Genomic DNA, 15,278 nt, shown 5'->3' with positions numbered 1-15,278 from the left:
AAAAAACGATAGCTAGCATAAAATCTAGCTATCGTTTTTTACTTATAATAAATCCGCCGCAAGTTGAGCGAGGCCGGAGCGTTCCCCTTTCAGTAACTTTACATGTCCAGCAACGGTTTGATCTTTAAATTTTTCAACGACGTACGTTAAACCATTATTGTATTCATCTAAGTATGGGTGATCGATTTGAGCTGGATCGCCCATCAATACGATTTTACTTCTTTCTCCAACTCGGGTAAGAATCGTTTTGACTTCGTGTTTCGTTAAATTTTGTGCCTCGTCAATAATGATAAATTGGTCGGGAATGCTCCTTCCTCGAATATATGTTAACGCTTCAACTTCAATGGAGCCCATACCGGCTAAAATGGCATCTAATTCCCCAGGTTTTTTCGTATTAAATAAATACTCTAGATTATCATAAATCGGTTGCATCCAAGGGCGAAGCTTTTCTTGTTTTTCTCCTGGCAAGTAACCAATATCTTTTCCGACAGGGACAATCGGTCGGGCAACTAGTAGTTTTTTATACGTATTTAAATCCTCCGTTTGCATCAATCCAGCTGCCAATGCAAGTAATGTTTTTCCTGTTCCGGCTTTCCCAATCATTGTAACAAGTGGGATGTCATCACGTAATAACAATTCTAAGGCCATCATTTGTTGGACATTTCTTGGTTTAATCCCCCAAACATGATCTGGATCATGTATAATTTTTCGAACTCGTTTTCCGGTTTTGTCGACCATACCAATGGCTGAAGCAGAACTTCCTAAAGAATCTTTCATAATAATAAATTGATGGGGATAAAACGGTTGATTCGTAAGGTAGGAGGAATCAATTTCTCCATTTTCATAAAATACATTGATGACCTCAATCGTAGTATATATTTCTAAAAAACCGGTATAAATGTGATCGACTTCCACTACCCGGTCATTTAAAAAGTCTTCAGCGATTAATCCAATCGCATCTGCTTTCACACGGACGAGAGCATCTTTACTCACAAGAATAACTGGACGGCCGTTTTCTTTTGCCTCCTCTTCTATTGATAAATTTTTGGCCACAGCTAAAATACGGTTATCATTTGTTTTTTCGACAAAGATTTTTTGCAGTTGGTGGAATGAACGATGATTTAATTCAATTCGTAACGTCCCTCCGTTATGAAGAGGAATTTTTTCATGCAGCTTGCCATTTTGACGCAAACCATCAATTAATTTGGATACTTGTCTTGCATTTCTCCCTATTTCATCCATGTACCGTTTTTTCGAATCCACTTCTTCAAGAACGACAGCTGGAATGACAATTTCGTTGTCTTCAAAGGAAAAAATCGCATACGGATCTTGTAACAAGACATTTGTATCTAACACGTAAATTTTACTCAAACCGATGCCTCCTGCTCTTCATGTATTAATAATTATTTTATGTTACACGTATACGCATGTTCACATGTTCTTTGATGAAATTGAAGAAAAATGGATACTTCGCATACTTCATGAACACAATATAAGTAAACTTGTCAAACATGCTGGAGGTATCCTTGTATGCGAAACATCATTGTTTTCTTCCTTAGTAGTCTTATGTTCATAAATGGTTGTGTGCGTTCCAATGATAACGAGGTTCAAAATAAAGAACAGCTCATCACGGTTAAAGATTCCCATATTGAAAACGTTGATCGCAAAACAGGGCAAGAAATTTCAAGACGGTTAGTGGAATTAGCAACGAGTGTTCCCCACGTCAACGATGCGACTGCCGTCGTTCTTGGCCCGTATGCTCTAGTAGGTATAGATGTTGATTCAAATATCGAACGATCAGAAGTAGGTTCCATTAAATACTCAGTAGCCGAGAGTTTAAAAAGCGATCCATATGGGGCGGAAGCAGTAGTCATTGCTGACCCCGACTTGTACGCCCGCTTACAAGAAATTGGCGTTGATATTCAACAAGGAAAACCAATTCAAGGAATTATGAATGAATTGGCTGATATTGCAGGGCGTCTCATGCCTGAAATTCCTCGTCACATCGTTGTTCCAGAAGCGGAAGATGCGAATGATAATGAGAAAAAAGGTTTGAACGAAAAGGAAAAACAATCGTTAGAAAACAAACAGCAAAACCAATCCAACAGTCAATAATATTCAGTTATCACTAATACAATTTTGAAAGGTTTAAAAAACGCCATGAACAAGCTTAGGACCATACTAAGCATGTTTCATGGCGTTCATTACTTGTGTATCTAAACGTTCCGCTGCTTTTTTATCATATGTTTTTGCATACTGAGGCTCGCTTGTAATTTTCGAGCCATAAAACATCACGTCACGCACTTCTTGAATGCGAATTTCAATAAGGGCTAGTTTAAGAGGAACTCCTTCAAGCTTTTCAACTTTTACTTTAGCTTTACCAGCGATGGCATACGTAGACTCATTGGCAATTAACGTCACGACAACATGAGGGTTATTCTGTATGTTTTTGACAATTCGAGAACGGTTGTCCACAGCAAGACGAATCGTTTCTTCATCTAATGCATATACCCAGGAAATAGCACTCACATTCGGCGCACCTGTTTCATAATCGATCGTTGAAAGAGTAACATATTTCTCATGTTGCAGTTCTTCAAATAAAGGTGGAATGAGTTTTGGTTCAACCAAATTAGCCATCATCAATCCCTCCCATCTACTTTTATTATACTATAAAGATAGTGGTAATAGACATGACAAACCAAGTTTTTTCACATGTTATGGACATCGTTCATCATCATCCCGTGATATACTTATAGAAAGGGAAAAGGAATTGAGGTGTTTACGATGCGTGTAAAGTGTGTCCTTTGCGATAAAATTGAAACCATTGATAGCGATTCATTATTGGCGAAAAAATTACGGAACCGACCGATACATACGTATATGTGTCAATCATGTCATGATCGCATTACCGAGCGAACAAAAGCAAGACTAGCTACCGGTAAGTTCCGGTTTTATCGCTCGACCAGTCGTGACGATGAATTTTAATCGATCGATTAATCATAATAAGTTGATAGGCAAAAAAACCGCTTAGTTGATGCTAAGCGGTTTTTTATTATGAAGCGTTTTCCTGTTTTTTCTCATTTCGCAGTCGAATTTTATAGATGATTAAGATGAGCGCAGCGACGACTAACCCTTCCGCAACCGGTAAGAATACCGCTAAAAAAGTTAAGATGGTACACCCCATGATTAAAAACAAATAAATAATCGCTGATTTTAATATTGGGAGCTTTTTCGCAAATCCTAGCTTATACACAACGATACAAAGGGCCACAATGGTTAAATATAATAGCCACATCCCCGTTTCCGGTTGTTCATCAACACGAAAAAGGGATGCAAAAAAAGACAATCGTTCGGATACGTTCAAGCTAACCCCTCCTTATCGATTCATTTCTGCATACTTTTTCTTTTTCGCTACTTTTTCACGTTCATTTTTATCTAAAATTTTCTTCCTTAGTCGAATAGACTTTGGCGTTACTTCACAATACTCATCATCGTTTAAATATTCTAAAGCTTCCTCAAGAGTCATGATTTTCGGTTTTTTCATCGTTGTTGTTTGTTCTTTCGTAGCCGAGCGAATATTGGTTGCATGCTTCACCTTCGTAATATTCACTGTAAGGTCATTTTCCCTTGTGTGCTCCCCAACAATCATTCCCTCGTAAATTTCCGTTCCGGGTTCAACAAAAATGGTCCCGCGATCTTCTACTTGCATGATTCCATATTGTGTTGCTTTTCCAGTTTCTAATGAGACGAGTACCCCTTGACGACGTCCACCAACTTTACCCGGTTGCATCGGTTGATAACTGTCGAACGAGTGGTTGATAATCCCATATCCTCTCGTCAACGTCATAAATTCCGTAGTATATCCAATTAAGCCTCTTGCTGGAACCATAAAAATAAGACGGACTTGTCCATTTCCGTTGTTAATCATATCTAACATTTCCCCTTTACGGGAACCTAATGATTCAATGACTGCACCCGTATACTCCTCAGGAATATCAATTTGTACCCGCTCTACTGGCTCACAGCGCACCCCGTCAATTTCCTTCACAATTACTTCCGGTTTGGAAACTTGAAGCTCATAACCTTCTCGGCGCATATTTTCGATTAATATGGATAAATGGAGCTCTCCACGTCCCGAAACGATCCAAGCATCCGGAGAATCAGTTGGTTCAACTCGTAAGCTGACATCCGTTTGCAGCTGTGCTTGAAGGCGCTCCTCGATTTTTCGAGCGGTTACATATTTTCCTTCTCTTCCAGCAAATGGGCTATTATTCACGAGGAACGTCATTTGTAAAGTTGGTTCATCAATTCGAAGAACCGGTAATGCTTCTTGATGGTCAATAGGACAAACGGTTTCACCTACATTAATATCTTCCATACCTGAAACAGCGACTAAATCACCGGAGTAAGCTTCTAGAATTTCTTGACGCTTTAAACCGAAAAAGCCAAACATTTTCGTCACTCGGAATTGCTTTACACTTCCGTCGAGTTTCATCAAAGCAACTTGTTGACCAACTTTCATTGTTCCTCGGAAGATACGGCCAATCCCAATTCTTCCTACATAATCATTATAGTCTAACAACGCGACTTGGAATTGGAGGGGTTCTTCTTTATTATCGACTGGTGCCGGGATATGTTGGACAATCGCCTCGAATAACGCTTCCATGTTGTCATCTTGACGATGAGGGTCTGTACTAGCCGTCCCGTTAATGGCTGATGTATAAATGACAGGAAACTCTAATTGATCATCATTGGCATCAAGTTCGATAAACAATTCCAACACTTCATCGACAACTTCTTCTGGCCGGGCAAATTCACGGTCAATTTTGTTCACTACGACAATTGGTGTTAAATTTTGTTCTAATGCTTTCTTTAGAACGAAGCGGGTTTGTGGCATACACCCTTCGTACGCATCAACAACTAAAAGAACTCCATCGACCATTTTCATAATTCGCTCGACTTCTCCGCCAAAATCGGCGTGTCCTGGTGTATCCAAAATATTTATTTTGACATCTTTATATTGAATAGCAGTATTTTTGGCTAAAATCGTAATTCCTCGTTCCCGTTCTAAATCATTGGAATCCATCGCTCGTTCTTCAACATGTTCATTTGAACGAAACGTACCCGATTGCTTTAATAATTGATCCACTAACGTTGTTTTTCCATGGTCAACGTGGGCGATGATGGCGATATTTCGTATATTTTCACGTAGTTTCAAGTTCGTCACTCCTGCCTATCGTGTCGTATCAGTATTTTCAACCAAGTTATTATATCACATTCAGTAGAAAAGAAGAACTTGATTATGTACAATGGAAAGGAATAGGGGTGTGATGTAATGAAAGATATTAAATGGATTTTTGTTCTCTACGCTATTCTTGCTGCTTGTTCCATCATGGGAATCGGTATTGCCATTGGAGAACGTAGCATTCTAATTGCAGTGATTAGTCTTTTGTCCCTTACTTTAATCATGGGGCTTGGTTTTAAGACAAAGAAAAAAATGCGTGAAGAAGGAAAGTTATAGACAATTACAAAAACCTATGGAAATAAATCCATAGGTTTTTCTTACTTCAATGCATGCAAATATTTTGTAAGAATTTTCTCGTGCAAACCAGGTTTACTGACGAAAACCGAGCTTTTCTCTAGTAAATTAAGGGGTTCTCCGTTCAACTTGGTCATTTTCCCGCCAAGTTCTTCTACAATAATTTTCCCAGCCGCAAAGTCCCATGGAGACAAACGCATCGTGATATATGCATCTAGCCTTCCCGCAGCGACATATGCCATTTCAATCGCCGCTGAACCATACGATCTTGTGCCACGCACATCTTGGACTAACGGAATGAGAAGTTGGTGGTCGATGCGTTTGTTAGGTTTTACCCATGTGGCATTAAGGGCAATTACGGCATCTTCCACATGTCCTTCCTCTAAAGGTGGTAGCGGTTGATCATTCAAAAACGCTCCTTTTCCAGATTGGGCCCAATATAACTCTTCATGAACGACATCATAAATATAACCAAGCTTTCCCTTCCCATCTTCATAAATTCCGATGGAAATGGCAAAATTACGCTGTTGGTGAACAAAATTCATCGTTCCGTCTATCGGATCAATAATCCAAACGATGCCATCTAATGAATTGACATCATCACCAAATCCTTCTTCTCCTAATATGGTATGCGTGGGATATGTATCACGAATACGCTGAATAAAATATTGTTCCGTTTCTCGATCGATGTTCGTTACTAAATCGTTTCGATTCGATTTAGACTGCACATGTAACGTCGTAGAAAACGACTGTTTAATACGTTGCCCAGCCTCTCGAATCCAATGCTGTACGTGTTCATGAATTTCTGTCCAATTTGTCATGAGTGATCCCCCATTTAGCATCCAATAATATGTATTCATTAGCTTAAAATAATTCCTGTTTGCAATCAAGTTTTTGCACTTTCATTTACCTCAGGCTAAACTTATTATAGGGAGTGAACCTCAAAAAAACGAACCTCCGATGGATATTTCGGACGCTCGTTCACTCGAGTAGGGTATGATTTTTTTTCATTATAATTATTACTTTCCCTCCCATCCACTAGCGATTATAAGGCATTTAACTTCATCAGTTCTTCCCGAATATGATTTAATTTTTTCTTACTTGTCGCTTGTTTTTCAACATCTTGTTCTTGCATGGCTTCATATAACACCGCTAATTCATAATCCATTTCCAGACGTAATACCGCTAAACGTTGTTTCATATAGTCTTTTTTTCTCGAAGAATTGACCAATTGTTTCACGGTTCCCACCCCTTTTTTATATCCGAATTTTCTAATAACTTTGTATTTATTGTATGAACGGATTCATGTTGATGCAACTAAATTGTGTTATAACCTACTTATCCACATTCTAAGTTCTAACATTCTTTTTTTGTTAGGCTATGTTATATGTCATTGTTGATTTTTAGCAAGTTATTCACACGGCGGCGACTCCAGCGGGAACAAGAAGCCGCAAGACCCTTACTTGAGCGTAGCGAGGGAAGCGGCTTGCACCTTGCCCGCGTAAAGCGTCCGCCACAAGCGATATGTATAAATATCAACAGTATCGTTTAACAGAGCGTTTTGTTAAAATAGACTAAAATAAAAAATAAAGGAGTATCGGTCAATGGCATTTCAAAGCTTTACTTCACAAGATTTTGATGTCTTTTCAATACCAGGATTAGAGGACAGAATGGATGGGATTATTACATATGTCCGTCCAAAATTAGAACAACTCGGACAATATTTTGCTCCTATCCTAAGCTCCTTTACAGGGGAAGAAATGTTTGCCCATGTTGCCAAACATGCTCGCCGTACGAAAAATCCTCCTGATGATACGTGGGTAGCCTTTGCTCCTAACAAAAGGGGGTATAAAAAACTACCACATTTTCAAATCGGGTTATGGGGATCGCATCTTTTTGTTTACTTTGCGGTTATTTACGAAAATCCCTATAAAGAACAAATTGGACAAGCATTTACAACCAACTTTAAACAAATTGTCGACACAATTCCTTCTCATTATGTATGGTCTAGTGATCATACGGTTCCTTACGCAAATGTTCATAAAGAACTTACAGAAGACGACTTACGTCAATTGTTTGAACGATTAATGAACGTAAAAAAAGCAGAAATACTTTGTGGCATTCACCTGTCAAAGGAAAAAGTGTTAAACATGTCTGGAAACGAACTTCTTCAAACGATTGAAAACACATTTAAAACACTTTTGCCTCTTTATCAGCTTGCCAACTCGCCGAATGAAGTGAAAGTGTAAAATTATTCCTCCAACAAAAAAGAGGGGACTGTCCCCCTCTTATTACGATTCCATTTTCACAAAATCGCCTGGATTTGATTCCTTCATTTTCTTCACTACATGGTAAGGTGAATACCCACTCGAATCAGCAAATTCATTACAATACTTTTTTTCTTCCGCTTTACTAGGAACGATTTCTTTAAATCGTCGATAAAAGGTCATAAATTCATCGCGGTTCATACCTTTTTCGTACACTGTTTCGACCGCTTCAAAAAACTTAATCACATCGATTATTTCTTGTGTTGTCCAATCATACGAGAACGGATATTGATATTCCATCATGTTCCACCTGCTTTTTCTGTTATTCCATCGACCAGCGACGACGAATGGATTCCGCCTCATGAATCATCCGGTCGAATAGTTCTTGAACAGTCGGGACATCTTTTATAAGTCCCATCACTTGGCCTGCCCAAGCAAAACCTTCATCCACTTTACCATCATAAATAAAACGCTTATTGGCGGTGCCACTAATATAATCTTTTAATGCTTCATATCCACCGTTTTGTCGTTCGATTTCTAATATTTTTTCGGTCCAAGAGTTAGCGATGGCGCGGGCTGGTGCACCGAGCGAGCGCTTAATCACTACTGTATCATTTTCTGTTCCTTCAATCAACGCCTGCTTATAGACATCCGATGCATGAACACATTCTTTTGTTGCAATAAAGCGAGTACCCATTTCGATTCCTTCTGCACCTAAAGCGAAAGCGGCCATGAGACCTCGACCATCACCGATCCCGCCAGAGGCAATTACCGGGATGGATACCGCGTCTACTACTTGAGGGATCAGTACAAACGTTCCGATATCATGCTTACCTAAATGTCCTCCACCTTCTTGGCCAACGACCATCACCGCATCCGCTCCAAGCTCTTCCGCTTTTTGAGCTTGACGTTTCGCTGCTACTAACACGAGTTTTTTTACGTCTACCCCTTTTAATTGTTCAAAAAGTGGTGTTGGATTTCCACCAGTCATCGAAATGACAGGTACTTTTTCTTCAATGGCCACATCGAGATAATGCGAAAATGGACGCCCATGTTGACCAATCGCAAAATTGACTCCAAACGGTTTATCCGTTAATTGTCTCACTTTTTTAATTTCCTCCCGCAAATCTTCTGGACTTGGTAAGGACATGGCTGTGATTTGTCCAAGTCCCCCAGCATTGGAAACCGCTGCGGCTAATTCTGAATAGGCTAAATGAGCTAAGCCTCCTTGAATGATTGGATATTGAATATTCAATAATTTCGTGACTCGTGTTTCAAAATTCATCGTGCTCACTCCTCCTATCTTTTCCCCCATTACTTCTCTATTCAAGATAAAAATCCTTTTCTTAAAAAAACTATTGAAGTAGCAAATTTTCCCCTTTCCAAACGGATAATATAAGTGCTATAATGCATTTGTTTTATGTTTAATCGTCTATTTGCATAAAGTTTAACTTTCATCAGTGGGGACCTTCATCCACCCACTGAAAGTTACTGCCCGTTAAGTTGGGATAAATTTGATTTTAACATATAAAGAGGTGTGAAATGAATTGTCACAATTTGAAACGCCACTATTTACTGGGTTAAAAGAACATGCTAAAAAGAATCCGATACAATTTCATATTCCAGGACATAAAAAAGGAACTGGAATGGACCCTGAGTTTCGGCAATTCATCGGTGAAAACGCATTGTCTATCGACTTAATTAATATCGCGCCATTAGACGATTTGCACCAACCGAAAGGAATCATTAAAAAGGCACAAGACTTAGCTGCTAAAGCCTTTGGTGCTGACTTTACATTCTTTTCCGTCCAAGGCACAAGTGGTGCAATCATGACAATGGTCATGTCTGTTTGTGGTCCTGGAGATAAAATAATTGTCCCTCGGAATGTGCATAAATCAGTCATGTCAGCAATTGTTTTTTCAGGTGCAACGCCTATTTTTATTCATCCGGAAATTGATGACCGGTTAGGAATTTCCCATGGGATTTCTACCGATGCTGTTGAAAAAGCATTGAAACAACACCCTGATGCCAAAGGGGTTTTAGTTATCAATCCAACGTATTTTGGTGTATCTGCCGATTTGAAAAAAATCGTCGATATCGCCCATTCTTACAACGTTCCAGTCTTAGTTGATGAAGCACATGGTGTACACATTCATTTCCATGATGATCTTCCGCTATCGGCCATGCAAGCAGGAGCAGATATGGCCGCAACTAGTGTGCATAAATTAGGTGGATCGATGACACAAAGCTCCATTTTAAACGTTCGAGAAGGTCTCGTGTCAGCTAAACGAGTCCAAACGATTTTAAGCATGCTCACAACGACTTCGACATCGTATTTATTACTGGCTTCTTTAGATGTCGCCCGTAAACGTTTGGCTACCGAAGGAAAAAGCATGTTAGACCAAACGATTCGGTTAGCCCAGTGGATTCGGAATGAAGTTAACAATATTGAACATTTGTACTGTGTAGGCGAAGAAATTTTAGGAACAAATGCCGCCTATGATATGGATCCTACAAAGCTTATTATCTCCGTGAAAGATTTAGGGATTACTGGTTATGATGCAGAAAAATGGCTGAGAGAAGTATATAACATTGAAGTTGAGCTCTCCGATTTATATAATATTCTCTGCATTGTAACACCTGGTGATACCGAACGGGAAGCAACTATCCTTGTGGAAGCACTACAAAAGCTTTCCGATACATTCAAGCACTTAGCCAATGAAGTTTCAGCTAATGTAATGCTACCAGATATTCCACTTTTAGCCCTATCTCCACGGGAGGCCTTTTATTCCGATACGGAAGTGGTGCCGTTTGAAAAATCGGTTGGTCGCATTATCGCCGAATTTATCATGGTCTATCCACCAGGAATTCCTATTTTTATTCCTGGAGAAATTATTACAGAAGAGAACTTACGTTACATTAAGAAAAACTTAGAAGTCGGTTTACCGGTTCAAGGTCCGGAAGATTTCGAATTAAAAACATTACGCGTCATCAAAGAACATAGAGCGATAAAATAACAATGAGGCTTGTCCTCATTGTTATTTTATTTATACGTGTATAAGTATGACATGATTATATAGCTCAACAAGAAAAAACTGTCCTCTCTCAAGGACAGTTTCATCCGTTTATCTATTAGCAGCACACATATTCCCCTTAAAGACCGTTTATATATTACTCTTCATCCGTGGACTCTTCGTTGCAACCGCAACAAGTAGAATAAAGAACCGTTACTTTCTCATCTTCAAAATGATCAATGGTTGCGTTGCAAGTTTGACATACGATTGTTCCCATCTCCATACTCCCTTTCACAAAAATAGTGAAGTAAGCGTTTTATTTGTTTGCTTAATTAGATAATAATATAACACTTTTGATTTTTCAACCCCAAATTGTATGTCACATTTAATTTTTTTTGTTCTAATTATCGGTATTGCTGCATATATGTGGACTAGTTATTTATTGAGAGGAGGTACACAAATGGAACGAGCAAGAATCGATGTACCCGATCATCTGCCAATAACAAAAGAGAAGGTGATCACATTATTTGATGAATATAAGGAACAAATGAAAAGAACAGGTGCTCAGCTAGGATGGGCATACGAAGAAGCAGCTTTTCCTTATCAAATAGAAGAAGTAAACGAGCATGAAATTTTTTTACGAGGGTTTGAACGTCATTATTGGGGGATCTTTCTATTTTGGGACGATTCTTCTCTTTACATTCAGCTCCATCCCCAATCTACTCATGGTGACAAAGGGAAAGCGAACGAGTTTTGTAAATCATTTGGACCGAAACTAAAAGGGAAAGTTACTTTGTTTAACGGTCGGTTAATGGACTTTTCACTCGAAAAAAAGAAAAGAAAGAAATAAAAGGTACAGGCATATGTCCTGTACCTTTTACATTTGCTTCTATTGATTGGGTTGTGGTGTGGCAATCAGTGCCGGATCTATTATTTCATATCCTTTTTCTTGTAAGCCAAGAACGATGTTACGTAAAGCTTCTTTTGTCCACTCCCGGTCGTGCATTAAGAGGTTAGCTCCATTCCGCAACAATGGTGTGTCTACCATAATGTGTTCCAACGCTTCTTTCGTTCGATACTCCTTTTCCCAATCGTACCCGTACGTCCAATTCATCAACTGCATTCCTTCTTGCCTTACAATCTCCTTACTAATTTCTGTATTCACCCCAAATGGTGCCCGGAAAAATTTCGGGCGTTCACCGATAATATTTTCGATCAAATCATTTAACCGAACAATCTCTTCTTTCTGTTTTTCAGGAGAGAGTTTACTTAACATGGAATGACTGTACGTATGATTTCCGATTTCAAAACCTAACTGGTGTATTTCTTTTAAAACATTTTGTTCTTCCTCCGTATCTAAAAAATGACCATTGACGAAAAAGATCGCTTTGACATCGAGCTCTTTAAGAATGTTGGCCATTTCTAACGTATATTGATCAGGCGCATCATCGATTGTCAATAGAACAACTTTTTCATTCGCATCCGCGATAGGAACGATTGTCCATGAATGTTCATCTACACGGTAGAGTGGAACAAGTGGGACTTCCTTTTCTTCCTCATGCATATTCAAAACATCTTTCTCATTTTCTTCATTATTTTCAATTTTTCCCTCATTTTCATGTTTAGTTTCCTTTTGTTCAGGGTATTTATATGAAGGCGGTGAATCGGTTGTCTCAGTATACGTATGGGAGCATGCAGTAATCAGTAGTAACAACATGGTACCTATAATGATCTTATTCATAGGGATTCTCCTTCCTTTACGAAAATAGCTAAAGATGGTAACGTAGTAAACCGTATGCCCCAACACCCATTTGTCATAAGCGCTCATTGTCTTTTTCAAACGATATTGGCTCAATTTATTATACTGATTTTTTATCTAGAAAAAGAACCGAATTTATCCATTCAAACAAAAAATTTCATATTGAAAGGGGAGATTTGATGAAGAAGGTAACCCCAGTGTTTTTCGTTTCTGTCATTGTTACAGTATTGTTTATTATTTGGGGACTTCTACCAAAAGATAAATTTCCAACGTTAAATTTAGATACAATTACTACAAAAGTTCACTCTTTCATTTTAGAAAAATTTGGGTGGTTTTATCTATTATCCGCATCCATCTTTTTAGTTTTTGCCTTCATTTTAATATTCTCAAAGTATGGGAACATTCGTTTGGGGAAAGACAATGAGGAGCCAGAGTACAACTTCTTAACATGGTTTGCGATGCTCTTTAGCGCTGGAATGGGGATTGGTTTAGTATTCTGGGGCGTAGCTGAACCATTGTATCATTATTATTCTCCACCGTTTGTTGAAGGACAAACGAACGAAGCTGCTCGAGCAGCTATGCGCTATTCATACTTCCATTGGGGCTTACATCCTTGGGCGATATATACGGTTGTTGCACTTTCTTTAGCCTACACCCAATTCCGTAAACATTCACCGGGTGTCATTAGTTCCACGCTAAGACCGATTTTAGGTGACCGTGCTGACGGTGGTTTAGGCGTTTTTATTAATTTTATTGCCGTGTTTGCGACCGTCTTTGGGGTAGCAACTTCCTTAGGATTAGGAGCGATCCAAATCGGTGGGGGAATTTCTTATTTGTTTGATGGTGTTTCAAATACGATCGGTACACAATTGATGATTGTGGCTGTTGTTACTGTCTTATTTATGCTTTCAGCTCAAACAGGATTAAACCGTGGAATTAAATATTTAAGTAATATTAACATTTTCTTAGCGATATTACTCATGCTCTTTTTACTCTTTGTTGGACCAACAAACTTTATTATGGATGTCTTCACATCTACCATCGGCCAATACTTACAAAATTTACCTTCTATGAGCTTCCGGTTAGCACCGTTTGAACAAGATATTACGTGGTTCCAAGATTGGACCATTTTCTATTGGGCATGGTGGATTGCATGGGCACCATTTGTTGGATCATTCATTGCCCGTGTATCTCGTGGACGTACTGTTCGTGAATTTGTCATTGGGGTATTAGCTGTACCAACCATTTTTGGTATGCTATGGTTTGCAGTATTCGGTGGTACTGGTATTTACTTAGAACATTTCATTGGAAAAAATATTATGGAAGTCATGTCAAATAAAGGCGTTGAAATTGCCTTGTTTACTGTATTCGAAAATTTCCCATTAACTACCCTTTTATCTGCCATAGCCATTGTATTAATTAGTACTTTCTTTATTACATCAGCTGACTCGGCTACGTTCGTTCTTGGTATGCAAACAACAAATGGAAGTTTAAATCCATCAAACCAAGTGAAATTCGTTTGGGGTATTATTCAATCAGCTACTGCTGCCATCCTTTTATGGAATGGTGGTTTAGCTGCATTACAACGTGCTTCAATTATCGCGGCATTACCGTTTACGGTTATTATGTTAATGATTGTCGTTTCTTTAATAACATCTTTTAATGAAGAAATGAAAACAACTCGAAAAAAATAAACGAAATAAAAGGAACAAAGGCTGACGAAACCTTGGGTTCGTCAGCCTTTCTCTTTGGATTTGAACATTACAAAAAAGAATAAATTCCGAAATAACATCCAAAGCTAAGCACGGTAACCACAATCGAGCGTCGGAGGGAATAAAAAAAACGGTTGGCCACGATAACACTGATGTAAATAAAAACCAAAAGCATTAATAATTTATATTCCTTATGATCATCTGGGGACAACCAAATAGCTAATGAAAAACCACTCCAAATTATCATATGAATTAATAATACTACATACGTTTTCATCGAATCACTTCCCTTAAGGCCCACCTTCTATGTTTCAATTGTGTAACATTTAATTTACAAGCCGTGTTTGTACATGTATATGTGATAAAATAGCAAAAAAAGAAGTAATAATTTTACAATCATCATTCCATAAAGCGAGGCGCCACGTATGAGAGGCAGATCTTTTTTTCTTCTTATCTCCCTTCTCTTGTTAAACGGTTGTGTGCACGAAACCCCTTCTGAAAAAGAATTGATGGATGAGAATCAAGTTTTCTTCTTTTCAAATGAGTCGGATTATAAAAATGAAGTCTCATACTATGATGCATTAATTGAGTTAAAAAAAGAATATCCTGAAGTATTTAAAAATATGGTAGTCATTAGTCCCGGAAAAGAGCATGAAGTGAAAGAGAGATTTGATATTGATGAATATCCAGCGCTGATTATCGTACATGGAAATGAAATTATAGTTGAAGTGATTGGAAATGTATCAAAAGAAGACATCATTAAACCTGTTTCTACTGCTCTCGAAGAGAAAACATCATCAGAGCAAAATTATTAGGACAGAAAAGAAGGACGAATCATTCGAATGAAGAACTGTCTCTCTATAATAGGATATTTAATAAAATAAGGTCTAATTTTGTTAACATTAATATACGAAGTATATCCAGGTATTAATATTAATCCCCTGTCCCTCATTGAAGGGCAGGGGATTTTCTTGTGCGCCCGGCATG

General features: G+C 38.4%; 18 protein-coding genes. 8 read left to right on the top strand and 10 right to left on the bottom strand.

Going from position 1 to position 15,278, the window contains the following annotated elements:
• Positions 1 to 42 precede the first annotated feature (42 nt).
• Positions 43 to 1,371 (bottom strand): PhoH family protein, encoded by a 1,329-nt coding sequence (locus ABES52_RS00090; protein WP_429647717.1) that lies wholly within the window; start codon positions 1,369 to 1,371, stop codon positions 43 to 45.
• 195 nt (positions 1,372 to 1,566) lie between these two features.
• Here ABES52_RS00090 and ABES52_RS00085 point away from each other — a divergent pair, with 195 nt between their 5' ends.
• The gene (locus tag ABES52_RS00085) at positions 1,567 to 2,115 is read left to right on the top strand and encodes a YhcN/YlaJ family sporulation lipoprotein (RefSeq protein WP_429647827.1); all 549 of its coding nucleotides are present in this window, start codon (positions 1,567 to 1,569) and stop codon (positions 2,113 to 2,115) included.
• Positions 2,116 to 2,181: 66 nt separating this feature from the next.
• Here the strand turns inward: ABES52_RS00085 and ABES52_RS00080 are convergent, their stop codons facing one another.
• Entirely contained in the window at positions 2,182 to 2,637 is a 456-nt protein-coding gene (locus ABES52_RS00080; protein ID WP_429647715.1) for a pyridoxamine 5'-phosphate oxidase family protein, read from the bottom strand.
• Between the two features lie 147 nt (positions 2,638 to 2,784).
• Here ABES52_RS00080 and ABES52_RS00075 point away from each other — a divergent pair, with 147 nt between their 5' ends.
• On the top strand, positions 2,785 to 2,985 hold the full coding sequence (locus tag ABES52_RS00075; RefSeq protein ID WP_429647713.1) for a YlaI family protein: 201 nt from the start codon (positions 2,785 to 2,787) through the stop codon (positions 2,983 to 2,985).
• 67 nt (positions 2,986 to 3,052) lie between these two features.
• Here the strand turns inward: ABES52_RS00075 and ABES52_RS00070 are convergent, their stop codons facing one another.
• Entirely contained in the window at positions 3,053 to 3,364 is a 312-nt protein-coding gene (locus ABES52_RS00070; protein ID WP_429647712.1) for a YlaH-like family protein, read from the bottom strand.
• A 12-nt stretch (positions 3,365 to 3,376) separates the two neighbouring features.
• The gene (gene typA / locus ABES52_RS00065; RefSeq protein WP_429647710.1) at positions 3,377 to 5,218 is read right to left on the bottom strand and encodes a translational GTPase TypA; all 1,842 of its coding nucleotides are present in this window, start codon (positions 5,216 to 5,218) and stop codon (positions 3,377 to 3,379) included.
• A 117-nt stretch (positions 5,219 to 5,335) separates the two neighbouring features.
• Between typA and ABES52_RS00060 the strand changes: the two genes are divergently transcribed.
• Entirely contained in the window at positions 5,336 to 5,521 is a 186-nt protein-coding gene (locus ABES52_RS00060) for a YlaF family protein (RefSeq protein WP_429647708.1), read from the top strand.
• Positions 5,522 to 5,562: 41 nt separating this feature from the next.
• Here ABES52_RS00060 and ABES52_RS00055 read toward each other — a convergent pair whose 3' ends face one another.
• Entirely contained in the window at positions 5,563 to 6,360 is a 798-nt protein-coding gene (locus ABES52_RS00055; protein ID WP_429647706.1) for an inositol monophosphatase family protein, read from the bottom strand.
• Between the two features lie 224 nt (positions 6,361 to 6,584).
• Positions 6,585 to 6,779 (bottom strand): YkzI domain-containing protein, encoded by a 195-nt coding sequence (locus tag ABES52_RS00050; RefSeq protein ID WP_429647704.1) that lies wholly within the window; start codon positions 6,777 to 6,779, stop codon positions 6,585 to 6,587.
• 364 nt (positions 6,780 to 7,143) lie between these two features.
• Between ABES52_RS00050 and ABES52_RS00045 the strand changes: the two genes are divergently transcribed.
• Entirely contained in the window at positions 7,144 to 7,788 is a 645-nt protein-coding gene (locus ABES52_RS00045; RefSeq protein WP_429647703.1) for a YktB family protein, read from the top strand.
• A 42-nt stretch (positions 7,789 to 7,830) separates the two neighbouring features.
• Here ABES52_RS00045 and ABES52_RS00040 read toward each other — a convergent pair whose 3' ends face one another.
• Entirely contained in the window at positions 7,831 to 8,106 is a 276-nt protein-coding gene (locus ABES52_RS00040) for a UPF0223 family protein (protein ID WP_429647701.1), read from the bottom strand.
• 22 nt (positions 8,107 to 8,128) lie between these two features.
• The gene (locus tag ABES52_RS00035; protein ID WP_429647699.1) at positions 8,129 to 9,091 is read right to left on the bottom strand and encodes an NAD(P)H-dependent flavin oxidoreductase; all 963 of its coding nucleotides are present in this window, start codon (positions 9,089 to 9,091) and stop codon (positions 8,129 to 8,131) included.
• 262 nt (positions 9,092 to 9,353) lie between these two features.
• On the opposite strand from ABES52_RS00035, the gene ABES52_RS00030 reads away from it, so the two are divergent.
• Positions 9,354 to 10,823 (top strand): aminotransferase class I/II-fold pyridoxal phosphate-dependent enzyme, encoded by a 1,470-nt coding sequence (locus tag ABES52_RS00030; protein ID WP_429647697.1) that lies wholly within the window; start codon positions 9,354 to 9,356, stop codon positions 10,821 to 10,823.
• Between the two features lie 154 nt (positions 10,824 to 10,977).
• On the opposite strand, the gene ABES52_RS00025 is transcribed toward ABES52_RS00030, so the two are convergent.
• Entirely contained in the window at positions 10,978 to 11,097 is a 120-nt protein-coding gene (locus ABES52_RS00025) for a GapA-binding peptide SR1P (RefSeq protein WP_429647695.1), read from the bottom strand.
• 183 nt (positions 11,098 to 11,280) lie between these two features.
• Between ABES52_RS00025 and ABES52_RS00020 the strand changes: the two genes are divergently transcribed.
• Positions 11,281 to 11,670: a DUF1885 family protein gene (locus ABES52_RS00020; protein WP_429647693.1), complete on the top strand. Its 390-nt coding sequence runs from the start codon at positions 11,281 to 11,283 to the stop codon at positions 11,668 to 11,670.
• Positions 11,671 to 11,709: 39 nt separating this feature from the next.
• On the opposite strand, the gene ABES52_RS00015 is transcribed toward ABES52_RS00020, so the two are convergent.
• Complete coding sequence (locus ABES52_RS00015) at positions 11,710 to 12,561, bottom strand: polysaccharide deacetylase family protein (RefSeq protein ID WP_429647691.1); 852 nt, start codon at positions 12,559 to 12,561, stop codon at positions 11,710 to 11,712.
• Positions 12,562 to 12,758: 197 nt separating this feature from the next.
• Here ABES52_RS00015 and ABES52_RS00010 point away from each other — a divergent pair, with 197 nt between their 5' ends.
• A complete protein-coding gene (locus tag ABES52_RS00010; protein WP_429647689.1) occupies positions 12,759 to 14,273 on the top strand; it encodes a glycine betaine uptake BCCT transporter in 1,515 nt (504 codons plus the stop codon).
• Between the two features lie 443 nt (positions 14,274 to 14,716).
• Positions 14,717 to 15,106 carry a small peptidoglycan-associated lipoprotein gene (locus ABES52_RS00005; protein ID WP_429647687.1) on the top strand — a complete coding sequence of 130 codons (390 nt, stop codon included), beginning with the start codon at positions 14,717 to 14,719 and terminating at the stop codon, positions 15,104 to 15,106.
• The last annotated feature ends 172 nt before the right edge of the window (positions 15,107 to 15,278 follow it).

Origin of the sequence: Aeribacillus pallidus, assembly GCF_050478865.1 — a bacterium.
Lineage (GTDB): Bacteria > Bacillota > Bacilli > Bacillales > JACDOC01 > JACDOC01.
Note: the sequence above shows the minus strand (reverse complement) of the source record. Positions and strands in the feature narration are given on the sequence as shown.

Coding starts and splice junctions, on each gene's coding strand:
- ABES52_RS00085 (WP_429647827.1), top strand. CDS start 1,567: ATGTTCATAAATGGTTGTGTGCGTTCCAATGATAACGAGGTTCAAAAT.
- ABES52_RS00080 (WP_429647715.1), bottom strand. CDS start 2,637: ATGGCTAATTTGGTTGAACCAAAACTCATTCCACCTTTATTTGAAGAA.
- ABES52_RS00075 (WP_429647713.1), top strand. CDS start 2,785: ATGCGTGTAAAGTGTGTCCTTTGCGATAAAATTGAAACCATTGATAGC.
- ABES52_RS00060 (WP_429647708.1), top strand. CDS start 5,336: ATGAAAGATATTAAATGGATTTTTGTTCTCTACGCTATTCTTGCTGCT.
- ABES52_RS00055 (WP_429647706.1), bottom strand. CDS start 6,360: ATGACAAATTGGACAGAAATTCATGAACACGTACAGCATTGGATTCGA.
- ABES52_RS00045 (WP_429647703.1), top strand. CDS start 7,144: ATGGCATTTCAAAGCTTTACTTCACAAGATTTTGATGTCTTTTCAATA.
- ABES52_RS00040 (WP_429647701.1), bottom strand. CDS start 8,106: ATGGAATATCAATATCCGTTCTCGTATGATTGGACAACACAAGAAATA.
- ABES52_RS00035 (WP_429647699.1), bottom strand. CDS start 9,091: ATGAATTTTGAAACACGAGTCACGAAATTATTGAATATTCAATATCCA.
- ABES52_RS00025 (WP_429647695.1), bottom strand. CDS start 11,097: ATGGGAACAATCGTATGTCAAACTTGCAACGCAACCATTGATCATTTT.
- ABES52_RS00020 (WP_429647693.1), top strand. CDS start 11,281: ATGGAACGAGCAAGAATCGATGTACCCGATCATCTGCCAATAACAAAA.
- ABES52_RS00015 (WP_429647691.1), bottom strand. CDS start 12,561: ATGAATAAGATCATTATAGGTACCATGTTGTTACTACTGATTACTGCA.
- ABES52_RS00010 (WP_429647689.1), top strand. CDS start 12,759: ATGAAGAAGGTAACCCCAGTGTTTTTCGTTTCTGTCATTGTTACAGTA.
- ABES52_RS00005 (WP_429647687.1), top strand. CDS start 14,717: ATGAGAGGCAGATCTTTTTTTCTTCTTATCTCCCTTCTCTTGTTAAAC.